Annotated in this window: 16 protein-coding genes; 13 read left to right on the forward strand and 3 right to left on the reverse strand. The window is 69.6% G+C overall.

Going from position 1 to position 15,634, the window contains the following annotated elements; translation table 11 throughout:
• The 7 genes from P3W75_RS21265 to P3W75_RS21295 all read left to right on the forward strand — a co-directional run.
• A partial coding sequence (locus P3W75_RS21265; protein WP_276229289.1) for an acyl-CoA dehydrogenase family protein occupies positions 1 to 1,013 on the forward strand: 1,013 nt, incomplete at its 5' end.
• The gene (locus tag P3W75_RS21270; RefSeq protein WP_276229290.1) at positions 1,010 to 2,209 is read left to right on the forward strand and encodes an acyl-CoA dehydrogenase family protein; all 1,200 of its coding nucleotides are present in this window, start codon (positions 1,010 to 1,012) and stop codon (positions 2,207 to 2,209) included. The genes P3W75_RS21265 and P3W75_RS21270, both read left to right, overlap by 4 nt.
• A 5-nt stretch (positions 2,210 to 2,214) precedes the next feature.
• Positions 2,215 to 2,997, forward strand: a complete 783-nt coding sequence (locus P3W75_RS21275; RefSeq protein ID WP_276229291.1) for an SDR family oxidoreductase — start codon at positions 2,215 to 2,217, stop codon at positions 2,995 to 2,997.
• 1 nt (position 2,998) lies between these two features.
• Positions 2,999 to 3,457, forward strand: a complete 459-nt coding sequence (locus P3W75_RS21280; protein WP_276229292.1) for a MaoC family dehydratase — start codon at positions 2,999 to 3,001, stop codon at positions 3,455 to 3,457.
• A 50-nt stretch (positions 3,458 to 3,507) separates the two neighbouring features.
• Positions 3,508 to 4,710 (forward strand): acetyl-CoA C-acyltransferase, encoded by a 1,203-nt coding sequence (locus P3W75_RS21285; protein WP_276229293.1) that lies wholly within the window; start codon positions 3,508 to 3,510, stop codon positions 4,708 to 4,710.
• Positions 4,707 to 5,093: a steroid Delta-isomerase gene (locus tag P3W75_RS21290; RefSeq protein ID WP_346429862.1), complete on the forward strand. Its 387-nt coding sequence runs from the start codon at positions 4,707 to 4,709 to the stop codon at positions 5,091 to 5,093. The genes P3W75_RS21285 and P3W75_RS21290 overlap by 4 nt, the downstream gene beginning before the upstream one ends.
• Positions 5,090 to 5,533 (forward strand): nuclear transport factor 2 family protein, encoded by a 444-nt coding sequence (locus P3W75_RS21295; RefSeq protein WP_276229295.1) that lies wholly within the window; start codon positions 5,090 to 5,092, stop codon positions 5,531 to 5,533. The genes P3W75_RS21290 and P3W75_RS21295 overlap by 4 nt, the downstream gene beginning before the upstream one ends.
• A gap of 69 nt (positions 5,534 to 5,602) precedes the next feature.
• Here the strand turns inward: P3W75_RS21295 and P3W75_RS21300 are convergent, their stop codons facing one another.
• Positions 5,603 to 6,373, reverse strand: a complete 771-nt coding sequence (locus tag P3W75_RS21300) for an SDR family oxidoreductase (RefSeq protein ID WP_276229296.1) — start codon at positions 6,371 to 6,373, stop codon at positions 5,603 to 5,605.
• A 304-nt stretch (positions 6,374 to 6,677) separates the two neighbouring features.
• Here P3W75_RS21300 and P3W75_RS21305 point away from each other — a divergent pair, with 304 nt between their 5' ends.
• From P3W75_RS21305 to dmpG, 4 genes are read left to right on the forward strand one after another with little or no spacing between them, the layout of a single operon-like run.
• Complete coding sequence (locus tag P3W75_RS21305; protein WP_276229297.1) at positions 6,678 to 7,505, forward strand: alpha/beta fold hydrolase; 828 nt, start codon at positions 6,678 to 6,680, stop codon at positions 7,503 to 7,505.
• A complete protein-coding gene (locus P3W75_RS21310; RefSeq protein WP_276229298.1) occupies positions 7,502 to 8,293 on the forward strand; it encodes a fumarylacetoacetate hydrolase family protein in 792 nt (263 codons plus the stop codon). The genes P3W75_RS21305 and P3W75_RS21310 overlap by 4 nt, the downstream gene beginning before the upstream one ends.
• A 9-nt stretch (positions 8,294 to 8,302) precedes the next feature.
• On the forward strand, positions 8,303 to 9,211 hold the full coding sequence (locus tag P3W75_RS21315; RefSeq protein WP_276229299.1) for an acetaldehyde dehydrogenase (acetylating): 909 nt from the start codon (positions 8,303 to 8,305) through the stop codon (positions 9,209 to 9,211).
• Positions 9,212 to 9,222: 11 nt separating this feature from the next.
• Entirely contained in the window at positions 9,223 to 10,257 is a 1,035-nt protein-coding gene (gene dmpG / locus P3W75_RS21320; RefSeq protein ID WP_276229300.1) for a 4-hydroxy-2-oxovalerate aldolase, read from the forward strand.
• A gap of 75 nt (positions 10,258 to 10,332) precedes the next feature.
• Here dmpG and P3W75_RS21325 read toward each other — a convergent pair whose 3' ends face one another.
• Complete coding sequence (locus P3W75_RS21325) at positions 10,333 to 11,616, reverse strand: OprD family porin (RefSeq protein WP_276229301.1); 1,284 nt, start codon at positions 11,614 to 11,616, stop codon at positions 10,333 to 10,335.
• 221 nt (positions 11,617 to 11,837) lie between these two features.
• Positions 11,838 to 13,037, reverse strand: a complete 1,200-nt coding sequence (locus P3W75_RS21330; protein ID WP_276229302.1) for an MFS transporter — start codon at positions 13,035 to 13,037, stop codon at positions 11,838 to 11,840.
• 169 nt (positions 13,038 to 13,206) lie between these two features.
• On the opposite strand from P3W75_RS21330, the gene P3W75_RS21335 reads away from it, so the two are divergent.
• Together P3W75_RS21335 and P3W75_RS21340 are read left to right on the forward strand one after the other, a co-directional pair.
• Positions 13,207 to 13,608: a DUF1801 domain-containing protein gene (locus P3W75_RS21335; protein ID WP_276229303.1), complete on the forward strand. Its 402-nt coding sequence runs from the start codon at positions 13,207 to 13,209 to the stop codon at positions 13,606 to 13,608.
• A gap of 303 nt (positions 13,609 to 13,911) precedes the next feature.
• Positions 13,912 to 15,634: methyl-accepting chemotaxis protein (locus P3W75_RS21340; RefSeq protein ID WP_276229304.1), on the forward strand; the 1,723-nt coding region annotated here is incomplete at its 3' end.

The raw sequence follows: 15,634 nt of genomic DNA on the forward strand, positions 1-15,634 counted from the left end.
GCTGGCAGGCCCTGCTGGTGCCCGAGGCCCACGGCGGCCTGGGCCTGGGCTTCGTCGAGCTGGCCATCGTCCAGGAACAACTGGGCCGGCGCCTGGCGCCGCTGCCGTTCTTCGCCTGTGCGGTGGCGGTGTGCGCCCTGCGCGTGCTCGGCAGTGACGCGCAGCAGGCACGCTGGCTGCCCGGCCTGGCCGAGGGCGGCCTGAGCGCCAGCCTGGCGCTGGGCGCGGAAGGTGTTCCCGAGGCCGACGCCGTGCAAGTGCAGGCCCGCGCCGAAGGCGACGGCTTCGTTCTCGACGGCCGCCTGCGCCCAGTGCTCGACGGCCACAGCGCCGACCTGTTGCTGATTCCCGCGCGCCTCGCCGGCAGCCGGGGCGAGGAGAGCGTCTGCCTGTTCGCCGTGCCCGCCGCCAGCGCCGGCCTGAGCCGTCGCGCCTTGCCGACCCTGGACCAGACCCGGCAGCTGGCGGAAGTCGAACTGAACGGCCTGTACCTGCCCGCCGACGCCCTGCTGGGCGCGGCCGGCGGCGCCTGGCCGAAGCTGGAGATAGTCCTGCAACTGGCCGCCGTGGCCCTGGCCGCCGAGCAGGTCGGTGGCGCCCAGCAGGCGCTGGACCTGAGCGTCGCCTACACCCAGGAGCGCCGCCAGTTCGGGCGCCCGGTCGGTGGCTTCCAGGCCCTCAAGCACCGCATGGCTGACATGATGCTGCAGGTGGAATGCGCCCGCTCGGCGCTCTACTACGCCGCCTGCGTGGCCCAGGCCGCGCTGGAGGAGGGCGACCCGGCGCTGGCCGCCGAGCTGCCGCTGGCCGCCGCCGTGGCCAAGTCCCACGCCTCGGAAGCCTTCTTCCACTGCGCCGCCGAATCCATCCAGTTGCACGGCGGCGTCGGCTTCACCTGGGAGTACGACCCGCACCTGTATTTCAAGCGCGCGCGCGCCGGCGAGGGGCTGTTCGGCAGCCCGGCCTGGCACCGCGAGCGCATCGCCGCGGCCATCCTGGAGGAACGCCCATGAAGATCGGATTCGACGCCGCCGACGAGGCCTTTCGCGCCGACGTGGCGGCCTGGCTGGCGGACAACCTGCGCGGTGAGTTCGCGCCGCTGCGCTTCCGTGGTGGCCCCGGCGACGAGCACGCCTTCCCGGAGGAGCGCAAGGCCTGGGAGCGCACGCTCGCCGAGGGCGGCTGGACCTGCGTCGGCTGGGCGCCGGAGCATGGCGGCCGGGGCCTGTCGATCAACCGCCAGGTGATCTTCCACGAGGAATACGCCCGCGCCGGCGGCCCCGGGCGCATGGGCCACATCGGCGAAGGCCTGGCCGGGCCGACCATCGCCGCCTTCGGTACGGATGAGCAGAAGCGCCGCCTGTTGCCGGGCATCGTCAGCGGCCGCGAGTTCTGGTGCCAGGGTTACTCCGAGCCGGGCGCCGGCTCTGACCTGGCGGCGGTCAAGACCCGCGCCAGCTTCGACGCCGCGCGCGGCGTGTGGAAGATCAACGGGCAGAAGGTCTGGACCTCCCTGGCCCACGAGTCCGACTGGTGCTTCGTCATCGCCCGCTGCGAGCCGGGCAGCGTCGGCCACCAGGGCCTGGCCTTCCTGCTGGTGCCGATGCACCAGGCGGGCATCAGCGTGCGGCCGATCGAGCAGCTCACCGGCACCTCGGAGTTCAACGAAGTGTTCTTCGACGACGCCGAGACCGCCGCCGACAACCTGCTCGGCGCCCCTGGCGACGGCTGGAAGATCGCCATGGCGCTGCTCGGCTTCGAGCGCGGGGTGTCCACCCTCGGCCAGCAGATGCAGTTCCACAACGAACTCGACGAGATCATCCGCATCGCCCGCGCCAACGGCGCCAGTCGCGACCCGCTGCTGCGCCAGCGCCTGGCCGAGGCCTGGGGCGGGCTCAAGGTGCTGCGCTACAACTCGCTGCGCATGCTCTCCGGCCCGCAGGACGGCCGCCTGCAACGCGAGGCGCTGATCTACAAGCTGTGCTGGTCGGACTGGCACGCGCGCCTGGGCAAGCTGGCCATGGACGTGCTCGGCGCCGAGGCGGAAATCCTCGACGCCGCGCCCTACGCCCTGAACCGCCTGCAGGGCCTGTTCCTGTTCAGCCGCGCGGACACCCTCTACGGCGGCAGCAACGAAATCCAGCGCAACCTCATCGCCGAGCGTGCCCTCGGCCTGCCCCGCGAACCCAAGACGTCCCGCCAGGAGTGACGAAGATGCTCAAACCCGAATACGTATCCGGCCGTGGCCTGCTGCGCGGCAAGTCGGTGCTGATCACCGCCGCCGCCGGCGCCGGCATCGGCTTTTCCGCCGCGCTGCGCGCCGCCGAGGAAGGCTGCCGGGCGTTGCTGATCAGCGATGTCCATGAAGGCCGCCTGGCCGACGCGGTGGAGCGCATCCGCCAGGCCTGCGGGTTGCAGGCGGTGTACGGGCAGGTCTGCAACGTCACCGACGAGGCCCAGGTGCGCGCCCTGGTGGCGGCCGCCGAGGAGCGCCTGGACGGCGTCGACGTGCTGATCAACAACGCCGGCCTCGGTGGCTCGCGCACGCTGGTGGAGATGACCGACGAGGAGTGGCACCGGGTGCTCGACGTGACCCTCACCGGCACCATGCGCATGACCCGCGCCATGCTCCCGCACATGCTGGAGCGCAAGGCCGGGGTCATCGTCAACAACGCCTCGGTGCTCGGCTGGCGCGCGCAGAAGGAGCAGAGCCACTACGCCGCGGCCAAGGCCGGGGTGATGGCGCTGACCCGCTGCGCCGCGCTGGAAGCGGCCGAGCATGGCGTGCGCATCAACGCAGTGAGCCCGAGCATCGCCCTGCACGATTTCCTGCGCAAATCCGCGCCCCAGGAACTGCTCGACAAGCTGGCTTCCACCGAGGCCTTCGGCCGCGCGGCGGAGGTCTGGGAGATCGCCAACGTGATGATGTTCCTGGCCAGCGACTACAGCTCCTACATGACCGGCGAAGTGCTCTCGGTCTCCAGCCAGAGGGCCTGACATGCCACGCATCTTCGAACACCCCGAACAGCTGCTGGCCTGCGTCGGCGAGGCCCTGGGCGAGAGCGAGTGGCTGAGCGTCGAGCAGTCGCGCATCGACCAGTTCGCCGAAGCCACCGGCGACCACCAGTGGATTCATGTCGACCCCGTTCGCGCGGCGAGCGGCCCCTACGGCGCTTGCATCGCCCACGGCTACCTGAGCCTGGCCCTGGTCAACCTGTTCCTGCCGCAGATCGTCGAGGTGCGCGGCATCGCCATGGGCGTCAACTACGGCTGCGACCGCGTGCGCTTTCCCAACGTGGTCAAGGCCGGCGCGCGGGTCCGCGGGCGCGCCGAGCTGGTCGCCGCCGAGGCGCTGAAGGGCGCGGTGCAGGCGACCATTCGCGTCAGCGTCGAGATCGAAGGCGAAGACCGCCCCGGCTGCGTGGTGGACACCATCAGCCGCTACTACCCCGCATAACTGCTTTTCGTAGGAGCGAGCTCGCTCCTACGACAACCCGAGGAATCGCAATGAGAGAAGCCGTCATCGTCTCCACCGCCCGCACCGCCATCGGCAAGGCCTTCCGCGGCGCTTTCAACGACACCGAGGCGCCGTTCCTGGGCGGCGCGGTGGTGGCCGAGGCGGTGCGCCGCGCCGGCGTCGAACCGGGCGAGGTGGAGGACGTGATCATCGGCGCCGCCGCCCAGCAGGGCACCCAGGCCTACAACCTCGGGCGCCTCTGCGCGATCGCCGGCGGCCTGCCGCCGAGCGTCGCCGGCATGGCCATCGAGCGCCAGTGCGCGTCGGGGCTGATGAGCATCGCCACGGCGGCCAAGGCGATCGCCTGCAACGAGCTGGACATCGCCGTGGCCGGTGGCCTGGAATCCATCTCGCTGGTGCAGAACAAGCACAAGAACGCCTACCGCAACCAGTCCGGCGCGGTGCTGGAGCGCGACCCGGCGGCCTACATCCCGATGATCGAGACCGCCGAGATCGTCTCCGCGCGCTACGGCATCGGCCGCGAGGCCCAGGACGCCTATGCACTGCGCAGCCAGCAGCGCACCGCCGCCGCCCAGCGCGACGGCCTGTTCGCCGACGAGATCCTGCCGCTGCGGGTGCAGCGCCTGGTGGTCGACAAGGCCACGGGCGAGAGCCGCCACGAGTCGCTGCTGATCGAGCGCGACGAATGCAACCGCGCCGACACCAGCCTGGCCAGCCTGGCTGCGCTGGAGCCGGTGTGGCAGGGCGGGCAGTGGAGCGGGGCGGGGCGCTTCATCACCGCCGGCAACGCGTCGCAGCTCTCCGACGGCGCCTCGGCGTCGCTGCTGATGGAGGCCCGCGAGGCCGAGCGCCGTGGCCTGCGCCCGCTGGGTATCTACCGGGGCATGGCGGTGGCCGGCTGCAACGCCGACGAGATGGGCATCGGTCCGCTGTTCGCGGTGCCCAAGCTGCTCAAGCGCCACGGCCTGCGCGCGGACGACATCGGCCTGTGGGAACTCAACGAAGCCTTCGCCTGCCAGGTGCTGTTCTGCCAGGACAAGCTGGGCATCCCCGACGAGCGCCTGAACGTCAACGGCGGCGCCATCGCCATCGGCCATCCGTTCGGCATGTCCGGCGCGCGTATGGTCGGCCACGCGCTGATCGAGGGCCGCCGGCGCGGCGTGCGCTACGTGGTGGTGACCATGTGCGTGGGCGGCGGCATGGGCGCCGCCGCGCTGTTCGAGGTGGCCTGATGGACGCGCAACTGATCCGCCGGCGCATGGCGCGCTACGTGGAACTGGTGGACGCCGGCGACATCGACGGCATCCTCGCCCTGTACGCCGACGACGCGGTGGTGGAAGACCCGGTGGGTTCGCCGCCGCTGGTGGGCCTGGCGGCCATCGCGCGGTTCTACCGCGAGGGCCTCGGCCGCGCCGAGGCCAGCGCCCAGCTCACCGGGCCGGTGCGGGTCGCCGGCAACGGCTGCGGCGCCATGCCGTTCCGCGTCGACCTGAACTGGAACGGCGCGCCGTGCAGCATCCACGTGATCGACGTGATGGAGTTCGACGCCCAGGGCCGCATCCGCTCGATGAAGGCCTACTGGGGCGAAATGAACCTGGAGAGGAGACCGGAATGAGCCTGGAACGACGCATCGCGCGCCTGGAGGCGCTGGAAGCCATCCGCCTGCTGAAGCACCGCTACCTCAACGCCTGCGACCTGAAGGACGTGGACGCCATCCGCGCCTGCTTCGCCGGCGGCGAAGTGCTTATCGACTATGGCCCGCTGGGTGTGTTCCGCGACCGCGAGCCGTTCCTGGCGCTGTACCGCGAGCTGGCCTGCGTGCCGCGGGTGATCGACCTGCACCACGCGGCCAACCCGGAAATCGAGCTGCACGGCGAGGACGAGGCCCGCGCGCGCTGGGCCCTGCACTACCAGAACCGCGACGGCGAGAGCGGCGCCACGCGGCAGCTCGGCGGCTTCTACCAGGACCGCTACCGGTGCGTCGACGGCCAGTGGCTGATCGTCGAAACCGTGTTCCGCGGCCACTTCGAAGTGGCCCGAACCGCCTCTGCGTAGGGCGCATAACGCCTACGGCGTTATCCGCCGTCGGCGTATAACCGCGAACGGTTATACGCCCTACGGACGCTACCCCTGGGCCGCGTCGAGGAAGGCGGGGCGCTCGCCGCCGCCGTGCAGGGCCAGTTCCGCGCCGCTGACGTAGGCCGCCAGCGGGGAGGCGAGATACAGGCAGGCGTCGCCGATATCCCCCGGCTCGGCCAGGCGCCCCAGCGGCACGGTGCTGGCGACCCGTTGCAGGCCGGCCTCGTCGCCGTAGTGCAGGTGGCTCTGCTCGGTGCGGATCAGCCCGCCGATCACCGCGTTGACCCGCACCTTCGGCGCCCACTCCACCGCCAGCGAACGCCCCAGGTTGAGCAGCCCGGCCTTGGCCGCGCCATAGGCGGCGGTGCCCGGCGAGGGGCGGGTGGCGCTGACGCTGCAGATATTGATGATGGCGCCGCCGCCGGGCTGTTTCTGCATGCGCTGGTTGGCCAGCTGGCAGAGGTTCAGCGGCGCCAGCAGGTTGAGCCGGACGATGGCCTCGGAGAAGCGCGGCGAGGCGTCGGCGGCGTCGGCGTAGGGCGCGCCGCCGGCGTTGTTGACCAGCACGTCGAGGCGCCCGTGGCGCTCGTCGATGGCCGCCAGCAGCGCTTCCAGCTGGGCGAAGTCGCGCACGTCGCAAGGCACGAACCAGGCCTCGCGGCCGTCATGGCTGGGCAGCTGCACGGGGGCCTCGCGGCCGCAGATCACCACCTCGGCGCCGTGTTCCAGGAAGCGCTGGCTGATACCCCGGCCGACGCCCTTGGCGCCGCCGGTGACCAGCACTACCTGGCCGCTGAAATCCAATGCTCGGGTCATGTCTCGTCCTCGTTCGCGAAAGGTCCCCAGGCTAGGCGCGACGCGGGCTGGCGCCCACGTCCGAAGGGACTAGGGAGTGCCCTTTCGTCTGGCGCGCGGGGTGTTGCGGCGTACAACCGCGAACGGTTGTACGCCCTACGCCGAGGGTGGGCCGGGTGTAGGGCGAATAACGCCTACGGCGTTATCCGCCGTTCGACCATGCTCACACCTCGCCCAGACGCAGGCACCCGTAGTCCTCTCGGACGATGCATCCCCCAGCCCCCGCCGAAATAATCCCGCCACATCCCACCCCAGGAGCCACGCCATGGCCGCCTTGCCGCAAGGGCATTTCGTCACCCTCAACGACGGACTCCGGTTGCACTACCTGGACAGCGGCAGCGGCGACGCCGTGCTGTTCATCCATGGCAGCGGCCCCGGCGCCAGCGGCCACAGCAACTTCAAGCAGAACTACCCGGAATTCGCCGCCGCCGGTCACCGCGCGCTGGTGCCGGACCTGCCCGGCTACGGCGCCAGCGCCAAGCCGGAAACCGACTACACCCTGGACTTCTTCGTCGACGCCATGTTCGGCCTGCTCGACGCCCTGGACATCCAGCGCTGCACCCTGGTCGGCAACTCCCTCGGCGGCGCCATCGCCATCAAGATGGCCCTCGACCAGCCGCAGCGCGTCGCACGCCTGGTGCTGATGGCGCCCGGCGGGCTGATGGACAAGGAGCAGTACTACCTGCAGATGGAAGGCATCCAGAAGATGGGCGCGGCCTTCGCCAACGGCGAGCTGAACGACGCCGAGGGCATGCGCCGGCTGCTCTCGCTGCAGCTCTTCGACGCCACGCAGATCAGCGACGAGACGGTGAACGAGCGTGTCGCCGTGGTGCGGGAGCAACCGCGCTGCGTGCTGACCCGCATGCAGGTGCCGAACCTCACGGTGCGCCTCGCCGAGCTGGCCTGCCCGATCCTCGGCTTCTGGGGCATGAACGACAGATTCTGCCCGTCCAGCGGCGCGCAGACGCTGATGGCCGCCTGCCGCAACATCCGCTTCGTGCTGCTCAGCGAGTGCGGGCACTGGGTGATGGTCGAGCACCGCGCGCTGTTCAACCGCGAAGTCCTGGCGTTCCTGGCGGAGGGCGCGGCATGAGCGAGGCCCTGCAGCGCCAGCACGCCGACGAGCTCTACGCCGCCCTCGCCGAAGGCCGCACCCTGGCGCCGCTGACCGAGCGCTGGGCGCAGATCGGCATCGACGACGCCTACCGGATTTCCCAGCGCATCCTGCAGCGGCGTCTGGCCGACGGCGACGAGCTGGTCGGCAAGAAGATCGGCGTCACCTCCGAGGCCGTGCAGCGCATGCTCGACGTGCACCAGCCGGACTTCGGCTTCATCACCCGGCGGATGTGGTTCGCCGATGGCGCCGACATCTCGCTGGCGGAGAACCGCCTGATCCAGCCACGCGCCGAGGGCGAGATCGCCTTCCGCCTGAAGCGCGACCTCAAGGGCCCCGGCGTCACCGAGGCCGACGTGCTGGAGGCCACCGAGTGCGTGATGGCCTGCTTCGAGATCGTCGACTCGCGCATCCACGACTGGCGCATCCGCATCCAGGACACCGTCGCCGACAACGCCTCCTGCGGGGTGTTCGTGCTCGGCGCGGTGGAGCGCGACCCGCGCGAGCTGGACCTGCCCAACCTGCGCATGCGCGTGCGCAAGAACGGCTCGCAGATCAGCGAGGGCCTGGGCTCGGCGGTGCAGGGCAACCCGCTCACCGCGGTGGCCTGGCTGGCCAACACCCTGGGCGCCTTCGGGATTCCCTTCAAGGCCGGCGAGATCATCCTCTCCGGCTCCCTGGTGCCGCTGGAACCGGCGCGCGCCGGCGACCGCTTCGAACTGGACATCGACGGCCTGGGCGGCGCCCGGGTGTCTTTCCGTGCATAGGAGTACCCCATGAGCAAGAAACTCCGGGCCGCGATCATCGGCCCCGGCAACATCGGCACCGACCTGCTGATGAAGATGCGCCGTTCCGACTGGATCGAGCCGGTGTGGATGGTCGGCGTCGACCCGGCCTCCGACGGCCTGGCGCGGGCCCGCGAATTCGGCCTGAAGACCACCGCCGAGGGCGTCGACGGCCTGCTGCCGCACGTGCTCGACGATGACATCCGCATCGCCTTCGACGCGACCTCCGCCTATGTCCACGCGGAGAACAGCCGCAAGCTCAACGCGCTGGGGGTGGTCATGATCGACCTCACCCCGGCGGCCATCGGGCCCTTCTGCGTGCCGCCGGTGAACCTCGCCGAGCACGCCGGCAACCTGGCGATGAACGTCAACATGGTCACCTGCGGCGGCCAGGCGACCATCCCCATGGTCGCCGCGGTGTCGCGGGTGCAGGCGGTGGACTACGCCGAGATCGTCGCCACCGTCTCGTCGCGCTCGGTGGGCCCGGGCACGCGCAAGAACATCGACGAATTCACCCGTACCACCGCCGGCGCCATCGAGCAGGTCGGCGGCGCGGCGCGCGGCAAGGCGATCATCGTCATCAACCCGGCCGAGCCGCCGCTGATGATGCGCGACACCATCCACTGCCTGACCACCGGCGAGCCCGACCAGGCCGCCATCCGCGAGTCGGTGCACGCGATGATCCGCGAGGTGCAGCGCTACGTGCCGGGCTACAAGCTGATCAACGGCCCGGTGTTCGACGGCAACCGCGTCTCGGTGTACCTGGAAGTGGAAGGGCTGGGCGACTACCTGCCGAAATCCGCCGGCAACCTCGACATCATGACCGCCGCCGGCCTGCGCACCGCCGAGATGTTCGCCGAAGAAGCCCACAAGGGCGCCCTGCAACTGCCGGCGCGCTGAGGAGAGAGAACATGAACCTGCAAGGTAAGAACGTCCGCCTGCACGACATGAGCCTGCGCGACGGCATGCACGCCAAGCGCCACCAGATCAGCCTGGAGCAGATGGTCAGCGTCGCCACCGGGCTCGACGCCGCCGGCGTGCCGCTGATCGAGATCACCCACGGCGACGGCCTCGGCGGCGCCTCGGTGAACTACGGCTTCCCCGCGCACAGCGACCGCGAGTACTTCGAGGCGGTGATTCCCAAGCTCAAGCAGGCCAGGGTCTCGGCGCTGCTGCTGCCGGGCATCGGCACCGTCGAGCACCTGAAGATGGCCCACGGCTGCGGCGTCTCGACCATCCGCGTGGCCACCCACTGCACCGAGGCCGACGTCTCCGAGCAGCACATCGGCATGGCCCGCGAGATGGGCCTGGACACCGTCGGCTTCCTGATGATGGCGCACATGGTCAGCGCCGAGCAGCTGCTCGAACAGGCCAGACTGATGGAGCGCTTCGGCGCCAACTGCATCTACTGCACCGACTCGGCCGGCTACATGCTGCCCGACGAAGTGAGCGCGAAGATCGGCCTGCTGCGCGCCGAGCTGAAGCCCGGCACCGAGGTCGGCTTCCACGGCCACCACAACCTGGGCATGGCCATCGCCAACTCGCTGGCCGCCGTCGAGGCCGGTGCGGTGCGCATCGACGGCTCGGTGGCGGGCCTCGGCGCCGGCGCCGGCAACACGCCGCTGGAAGTCTTGGTCGCGGTGCTCAAGCGCATGGGCGCGGACTGCGGCGTGGACCTCTACGGCATCATGGACGTCGCCGAAGACCGCGTGGTGCCGCTGATGGACATGCCGATCCGCCTCGACCGCGACGCCCTGACCCTGGGCTACGCCGGGGTCTACAGCTCGTTCCTGCTGTTCGCCAAGCGCGCCGAGGCGCGTTACGGCGTGTCCGCCCGCGAACTGCTGGTGGAGCTGGGCCGGCGCGGCACCGTGGGTGGCCAGGAGGACATGATCGAGGACCTCGCCCTGACCCTGTCCGGCCAGCGCGCCGCGCTGCCGACCTGATCCCGAGGGGCAAAGAAAAACGCCCCGTGGCGCGAGCCACGGGGCGTTTTCATTCACGCGACGCGAGAAAACCGATCAGAACACGCTGAACGGGTACTCGACGAACACGCGGACTTCGTTGCCGTCGTCGTTGTATTCGCGGGCGTCGTTGGAAACGCGAACCCAGGAACCGCGCAGCTTGACCGACAGGTCCTTGGCCGGACCGCTCTGTACCACGTACTTGGCCTGGTTGAAGATTTCGCGCTCGTGACCGTCAGTGGTCTGCGAAGTCTTGATGTTGTCGCCGGTGACGTAGGCGATGGTGTAGCTCAGGCCCGGAATGCCGTACTCAGCGAAGTTGATGCTGTAGTTGGCCTGCCAGGAGCGCTCGTCCTCGCCGTTGAAGTCCGACCAGTAGGAGTTGGCCAGCCAGATGGTGGTGCCGCCGTCGCCGATGCGGTAGCCGGTGTCGCGGTAGCTGCCGTAGACGTAGCCCATGTCGCCGTTGTTGCGCTGGTGGGCGAGCATGAAGGAGTGGGCGCCGATGGTGTAGGTGGCCGCCAGGCTCCAGATGGTGTTGTTGCGGTCGCCGCCGTAGTTGGCTTCGGCGAAGTCCTTGTTCAGCTTGGTCTTGTAGCCGTTGAAGTCGAAGGTCAGCGACTGCTTGTCCTGCAGCGGGATGACGTAGTTCAGGTTCATGTACTGCTTGCGGGCGATGTCCTCGTTCTCCGAGCCGTACAGCGAGCCGCTGAAGTTGTCGGTGAACTTGTAGCTGCCGCCGAACACGTCGATGCGCTTCATGTGGCCGCTGTCACGACCGGTGGCGCTCTTGCGGGCTTCCGCGGTGAAGCGGCCGACGTTCAGCTCCAGGCCGTCGATCTCCTTGGAGGTGATCATGGTGCCGGTGTAGCTCTCCGGCAGCAGGCGCGAGTTGTCGTAGCTCAGCACCGGCAGGCTGGGCATCTGGTCACCGTACTTGATCACGGTGTTGGAGAAGCGTGCCTTGACCGCACCGCCTGCGCGCGAAATGTCGCTGGGCTGGTTGCCGTCGCTGTCCTGCTTGAAGAAGTCGATGCCGCCAGCGCCAGCGCGCTTGCCGTTCTTGTCCAGGTTCAGCGCGTACAGGCCGAAGGCGTCGACGCCGAAGCCGACGGTGCCCTGGGTGAAGCCGGAGTTGAAGGTAGCGGTGGCGGTCTGGCCCCACTCGGACTTGTCGTCGGCACCGTGCTTGTAGTCGCGGTACATGTAGCCGTTGCGGAAGAACAGGTCGAGGTGGCTGTCTTCGACGAAGCCCTTGGCGCCGGACTGGTCATCGGCCATGGCCTGGGTGCCGGCGGCGAGGATCCCCAATGCGAGCAAACTGATTGCTTTGTTAGTCATTTGTTATTTCCTGCAGTCTGTTTTATTCGCAGCCCCCAGGCGCAGAAAAAAGCCCGCCGTCCCGAATGCTCCAATCCGGGTCTGGCAACGCGTGGGTGCTGGCGTTTCTTGGATGTCTCGGGTCCCCTCACAGGCCCCGATGGCGCGGGATAATAGCAGATCGGGTGAAAAATCCAGGAATTTCGAGAGGTTGCAGGGTGTATCCGAAGCGCCCGCCGGGCTCAGGCGGGGCCCGGTTCGCGGTTGGTGCGTTGCAGCCAGAGGCTCAAGCTCAGGCCTGTCAGCGCGGCGACGCAGGCGAACAGGAAGATCGAGCGGAAGCCCCAGCCGCTGGCGATGGCCCCGGCCAGCGGGCCGGTGACCCCCAGCGACACGTCGATGAACAGCGAGTAGGCGCCCAGCGCCGCGCCACGGCTGGAGGCCGGCACCAGGCGCACGGCCTCCACGCCCAGGGCCGGGAACACCAGCGAGAAGCCGAAACCGGTCAGCGCCGCGCCGGCCATCGCCGAGATGGGCCCCGGCGCCAGCCACAGCAGGAGCAGGCCGGCGCTTTCCACCAGCAGGCAGCAGATCGCCACGGCGAAGCCGCCATGCCGGTTGATGGCGTTGGCGAACAGCAGCCGCGCGCCGATGAAGCAGGCGCCGAAGGCACTCAGGCAGTACACCGCGCCGCCCCAGCCACGGCTGGCGTAGTACAGGGTGATGAAGGTGGCGATGCAGCCGAAGCCGATGCCGCCCAGGGCCAGCCCGGTGCCGTGGGGCGCCACGCGGCCGAGCACGTGGTGGAACGGCAGGCGCTCGCCGTGGACGATGGCGGCGGCGCGCTTGGGCCAGGCCAGGGCGAAGCCGACGGCGGCCAGCAGCATCACCACCGCGCCCATGCTCCACAGGCCCAGGCCCTGCACCAGCAGGACGCCGAAGGGCGCGCCCACGGCCAGCGCGCCATAGCTGGCGATGCCGTTCCAGGAAATCACCTTGGCGGTGTGCAGCGCGCCGACCCGGTCGATGCCCCAGCTGATGGAGCCGGTGCCCACCAGGCTCTCGGCGGTGCCGAGGATCATCCGGCCAAGGAACAGGCAGCCCAGGCTCAGCGCCGGCACGCCCTGGAACCCTACCGAAAGCAGCATCAGCAGGCCGCTGCCGGCGCAGCCGAGCATGCCGTAGAGCACCGCGCGCTTGGGCCCGAGGTTGTCGATCACCTTGCCGGCGTAGGGCCGGGTGAGCAGGGTGGCGAGGTACTGCACGCTGATCACCAGGCCCGCCAGCACCGAGCCGAAGCCCAGGTCGCCGTGCACGTAGCCGGGCAGCACGGCCAGCGGGATGCCGATGGTCAGGTAGGCGAGGAAGGTGAACAGCACCACCGACACCACCTCGAGCGTGATGGCGGCGTTGGAGCGGGGCGTAGCGGTATCGGCGGACATGGACGGGAACGGCGGCGCGGAGAATGAGCGGCCATGATGGACCGCCGCCGGCTTGTAGGAAAGCTAGCTAACGAACTACCTGAGCGGAAACCTGCGTTCGTGCCTGGAAGACGGCGTCAGTCCGACGATAATCACTGCACCGAGCAGCTTCCCGGAGGCCATCCAGCCCATGAAACGGCAAGAGGACGCGGCGCGGGCGGGCGACGCCAGCGCGCTGATCGACCAACGCATCCACGAATTGAACGACTGGCGTGGCGCGACCCTGGCGCGGGTCCGCGCATTGATCCACCAGGCCGACCCCGAGGTGGTCGAGCAGTGGAAGTGGCGCGGGGTGCCGGTGTGGTCCCACGGCGGCATCCTGTGTACCGGCGAAACCTACAAGGCGGTGGTCAAGCTGACCTTCGCCAAGGGCGCGGCGCTGGCCGACCCCGCCGGCCTGTTCAACGCCAGCCTGGAGGGCAACACCCGGCGCGCCATCGACCTGCATGAAGGCGAGGCTATCGATGAGGCGGCGCTGCAGGCGCTGATCCGCGCGGCGGTGGCGCTGAACGTCGCCGGCAAGCGTGGCTAGGGCTGCCCGGTGCGGAAAAAAAGATGCCGCCTGAACGAGGCGGCAGGGGGAGTGAGGGGCGAAGGTTACGCACCCAATGTCGATCCCTTGAGGATCGCACCGGTTGATGACGCCGGTATTGCAGCGGCCAATGCTGCGGTTTCGCCTCGGGTGTCGGCATTTCTGCCGATGTCTGCCTTCGCGGAAAATTTGAAAATCCAATGATTTCAAAGGCTTGGTCTTTGGCATGGAATTTGATGGCCATGTGCCATTTTGCCGGAAGGTCCCGGCGTTTCCCGCAGGCCGCGTGCCAAGGACAGAGCCATGTTCCTCCAGAAAATCTCCATCCAGTGGAAGATCACCCTGCTTGCCGGCTTCTGCCTGCTGGGCATCGTCTCGCTGCTCGTCGGCGTGTCGCTGTACGGCATGGAGCGCACCTCCGAGGTGGTCAAGGCGTCGAGCAGCCGCATGCTCAACGAGACCGCCGAGGCGCGCATCGAGGCCCAGGGCGAGGTCCAGGCGATGACCATCAGCCGGCGTTTCATGGCCGCCTACCAGTACGGCAACGGCTTCGCCCGCGAGGTCCTGCTGCTGCGTGAACAGGCGCGCAAGCACGCCGTCGACCCCGCCGAGCTGCGCGAGGACCTGACCCGCCTGGCGCAGTCGGCGGTGCGCGCCAACCCCGAGCTGCTCGGCCTGGCAGTGAGCTTCGAGCGTGACGCGCTGGACGGCGCCGACGCCCCCTTCGCCGGCCAGCAGGCCCGTGGCAGCAACGACAGCGGGCGCTTCTCGCTGTACTGGTCGCAGCCCACGCCCGGCCAGCTGACCTCGATCATCCTCGCCGAAAGCGACCTGGCCGACAGCCGCAGCGGCCCCAGCGGCGAGCCGAACAACGCCTGGTTCGCCTGCCCGCGCGCGGGGCTCAAGCCCTGCGTGATCGAGCCGTACTTCTACGAGATCGATGGCCAGAACGTGCTGATGACCAGCGTCGCCCTGCCGCTGCTGGTGGACGGCAAGCTGGTCGGCTCGATCTCGGTGGACATCAAGCTCGACAGCCTGCAGGCCCTCAGCCGCCAGGCCAGCCAGAAGCTCTACGGTGGCCAGACCCAGGTCAGCATCCTCAGCGCGCGCGGCCTGCTGGCCGGGCACAGCGCCGATGCCGGCAAGCTCGGCCAGCGCTACGACAAGGTCGACAGCGCCAACGGCGCCGAGCTGCTCAACCTGCTCGGCAGCGGCGCGCCGCAGAAACTGCACGGCGGCGACCAGCTGAAGATTCTCTCGACCTTCGCGCCGATCCCCGACGCGCAACCCTGGGGCGTGCTGCTGGCGGTGCCCGAGTCGGTGCTGGTGGGCCCGGCCGAGGCGCTCAAGGGCGAACTCAACGCCCGCAACCACGACAGCTCGCTGACCGCCCTGGGCCTCGGCCTGGTCGCGTCGGTGGCGGGCCTGCTGGCGGTGTGGCTGATGGCCCTCGGGGTGACCCGGCCGATCCTCGGCGTGGCCAGCATGTTGGAGAACATCGCCAGTGGCGAGGGCGACCTGACCCGCCGCCTGACCTACGCCCGCAAGGACGAGCTGGGCCGTCTGGCCGGCTGGTTCAACCGCTTCCTCGACAAGCTGCAACCGGTGATCGCCGAGGTGAAGCACTCGGTGCAGGACGCCCGCGGCACCGCCGACCAGTCCGCCGCCATCGCCACCCAGACCAGCGCCGGCATGGATCGCCAGTACCGCCAGGTGGACCAGGTGGCGACCGCCTTCCACGAAATGAGCGCCACCGCCCTGGAGGTCGCCCGCAGCGCCGCCTCGGCGGCCCAGGCCGCGCGCGAGGCCGACCAGGCGGCGCGCCACGGCCTGCAAGTGATCGACGGCACCACCGCGAGCATCAGCGCCCTGGCCGTCGGCATGGGCGAGGCGATGGGCGAGGTCGAGGGCCTGGCCGCCAACAGCGAGCGGATCGGCTCGGTGCTGGAAGTGATCCGCGGCATCGCCGAGCAGACCAACCTGCTGGCGCTCAACGCGGCCATCGAGGCGGCCCGCGCCGGCGAGG

The organism is Pseudomonas citronellolis (assembly GCF_029335315.1).
Taxonomy (GTDB): Bacteria; Pseudomonadota; Gammaproteobacteria; order Pseudomonadales; family Pseudomonadaceae; genus Pseudomonas; species Pseudomonas citronellolis_A.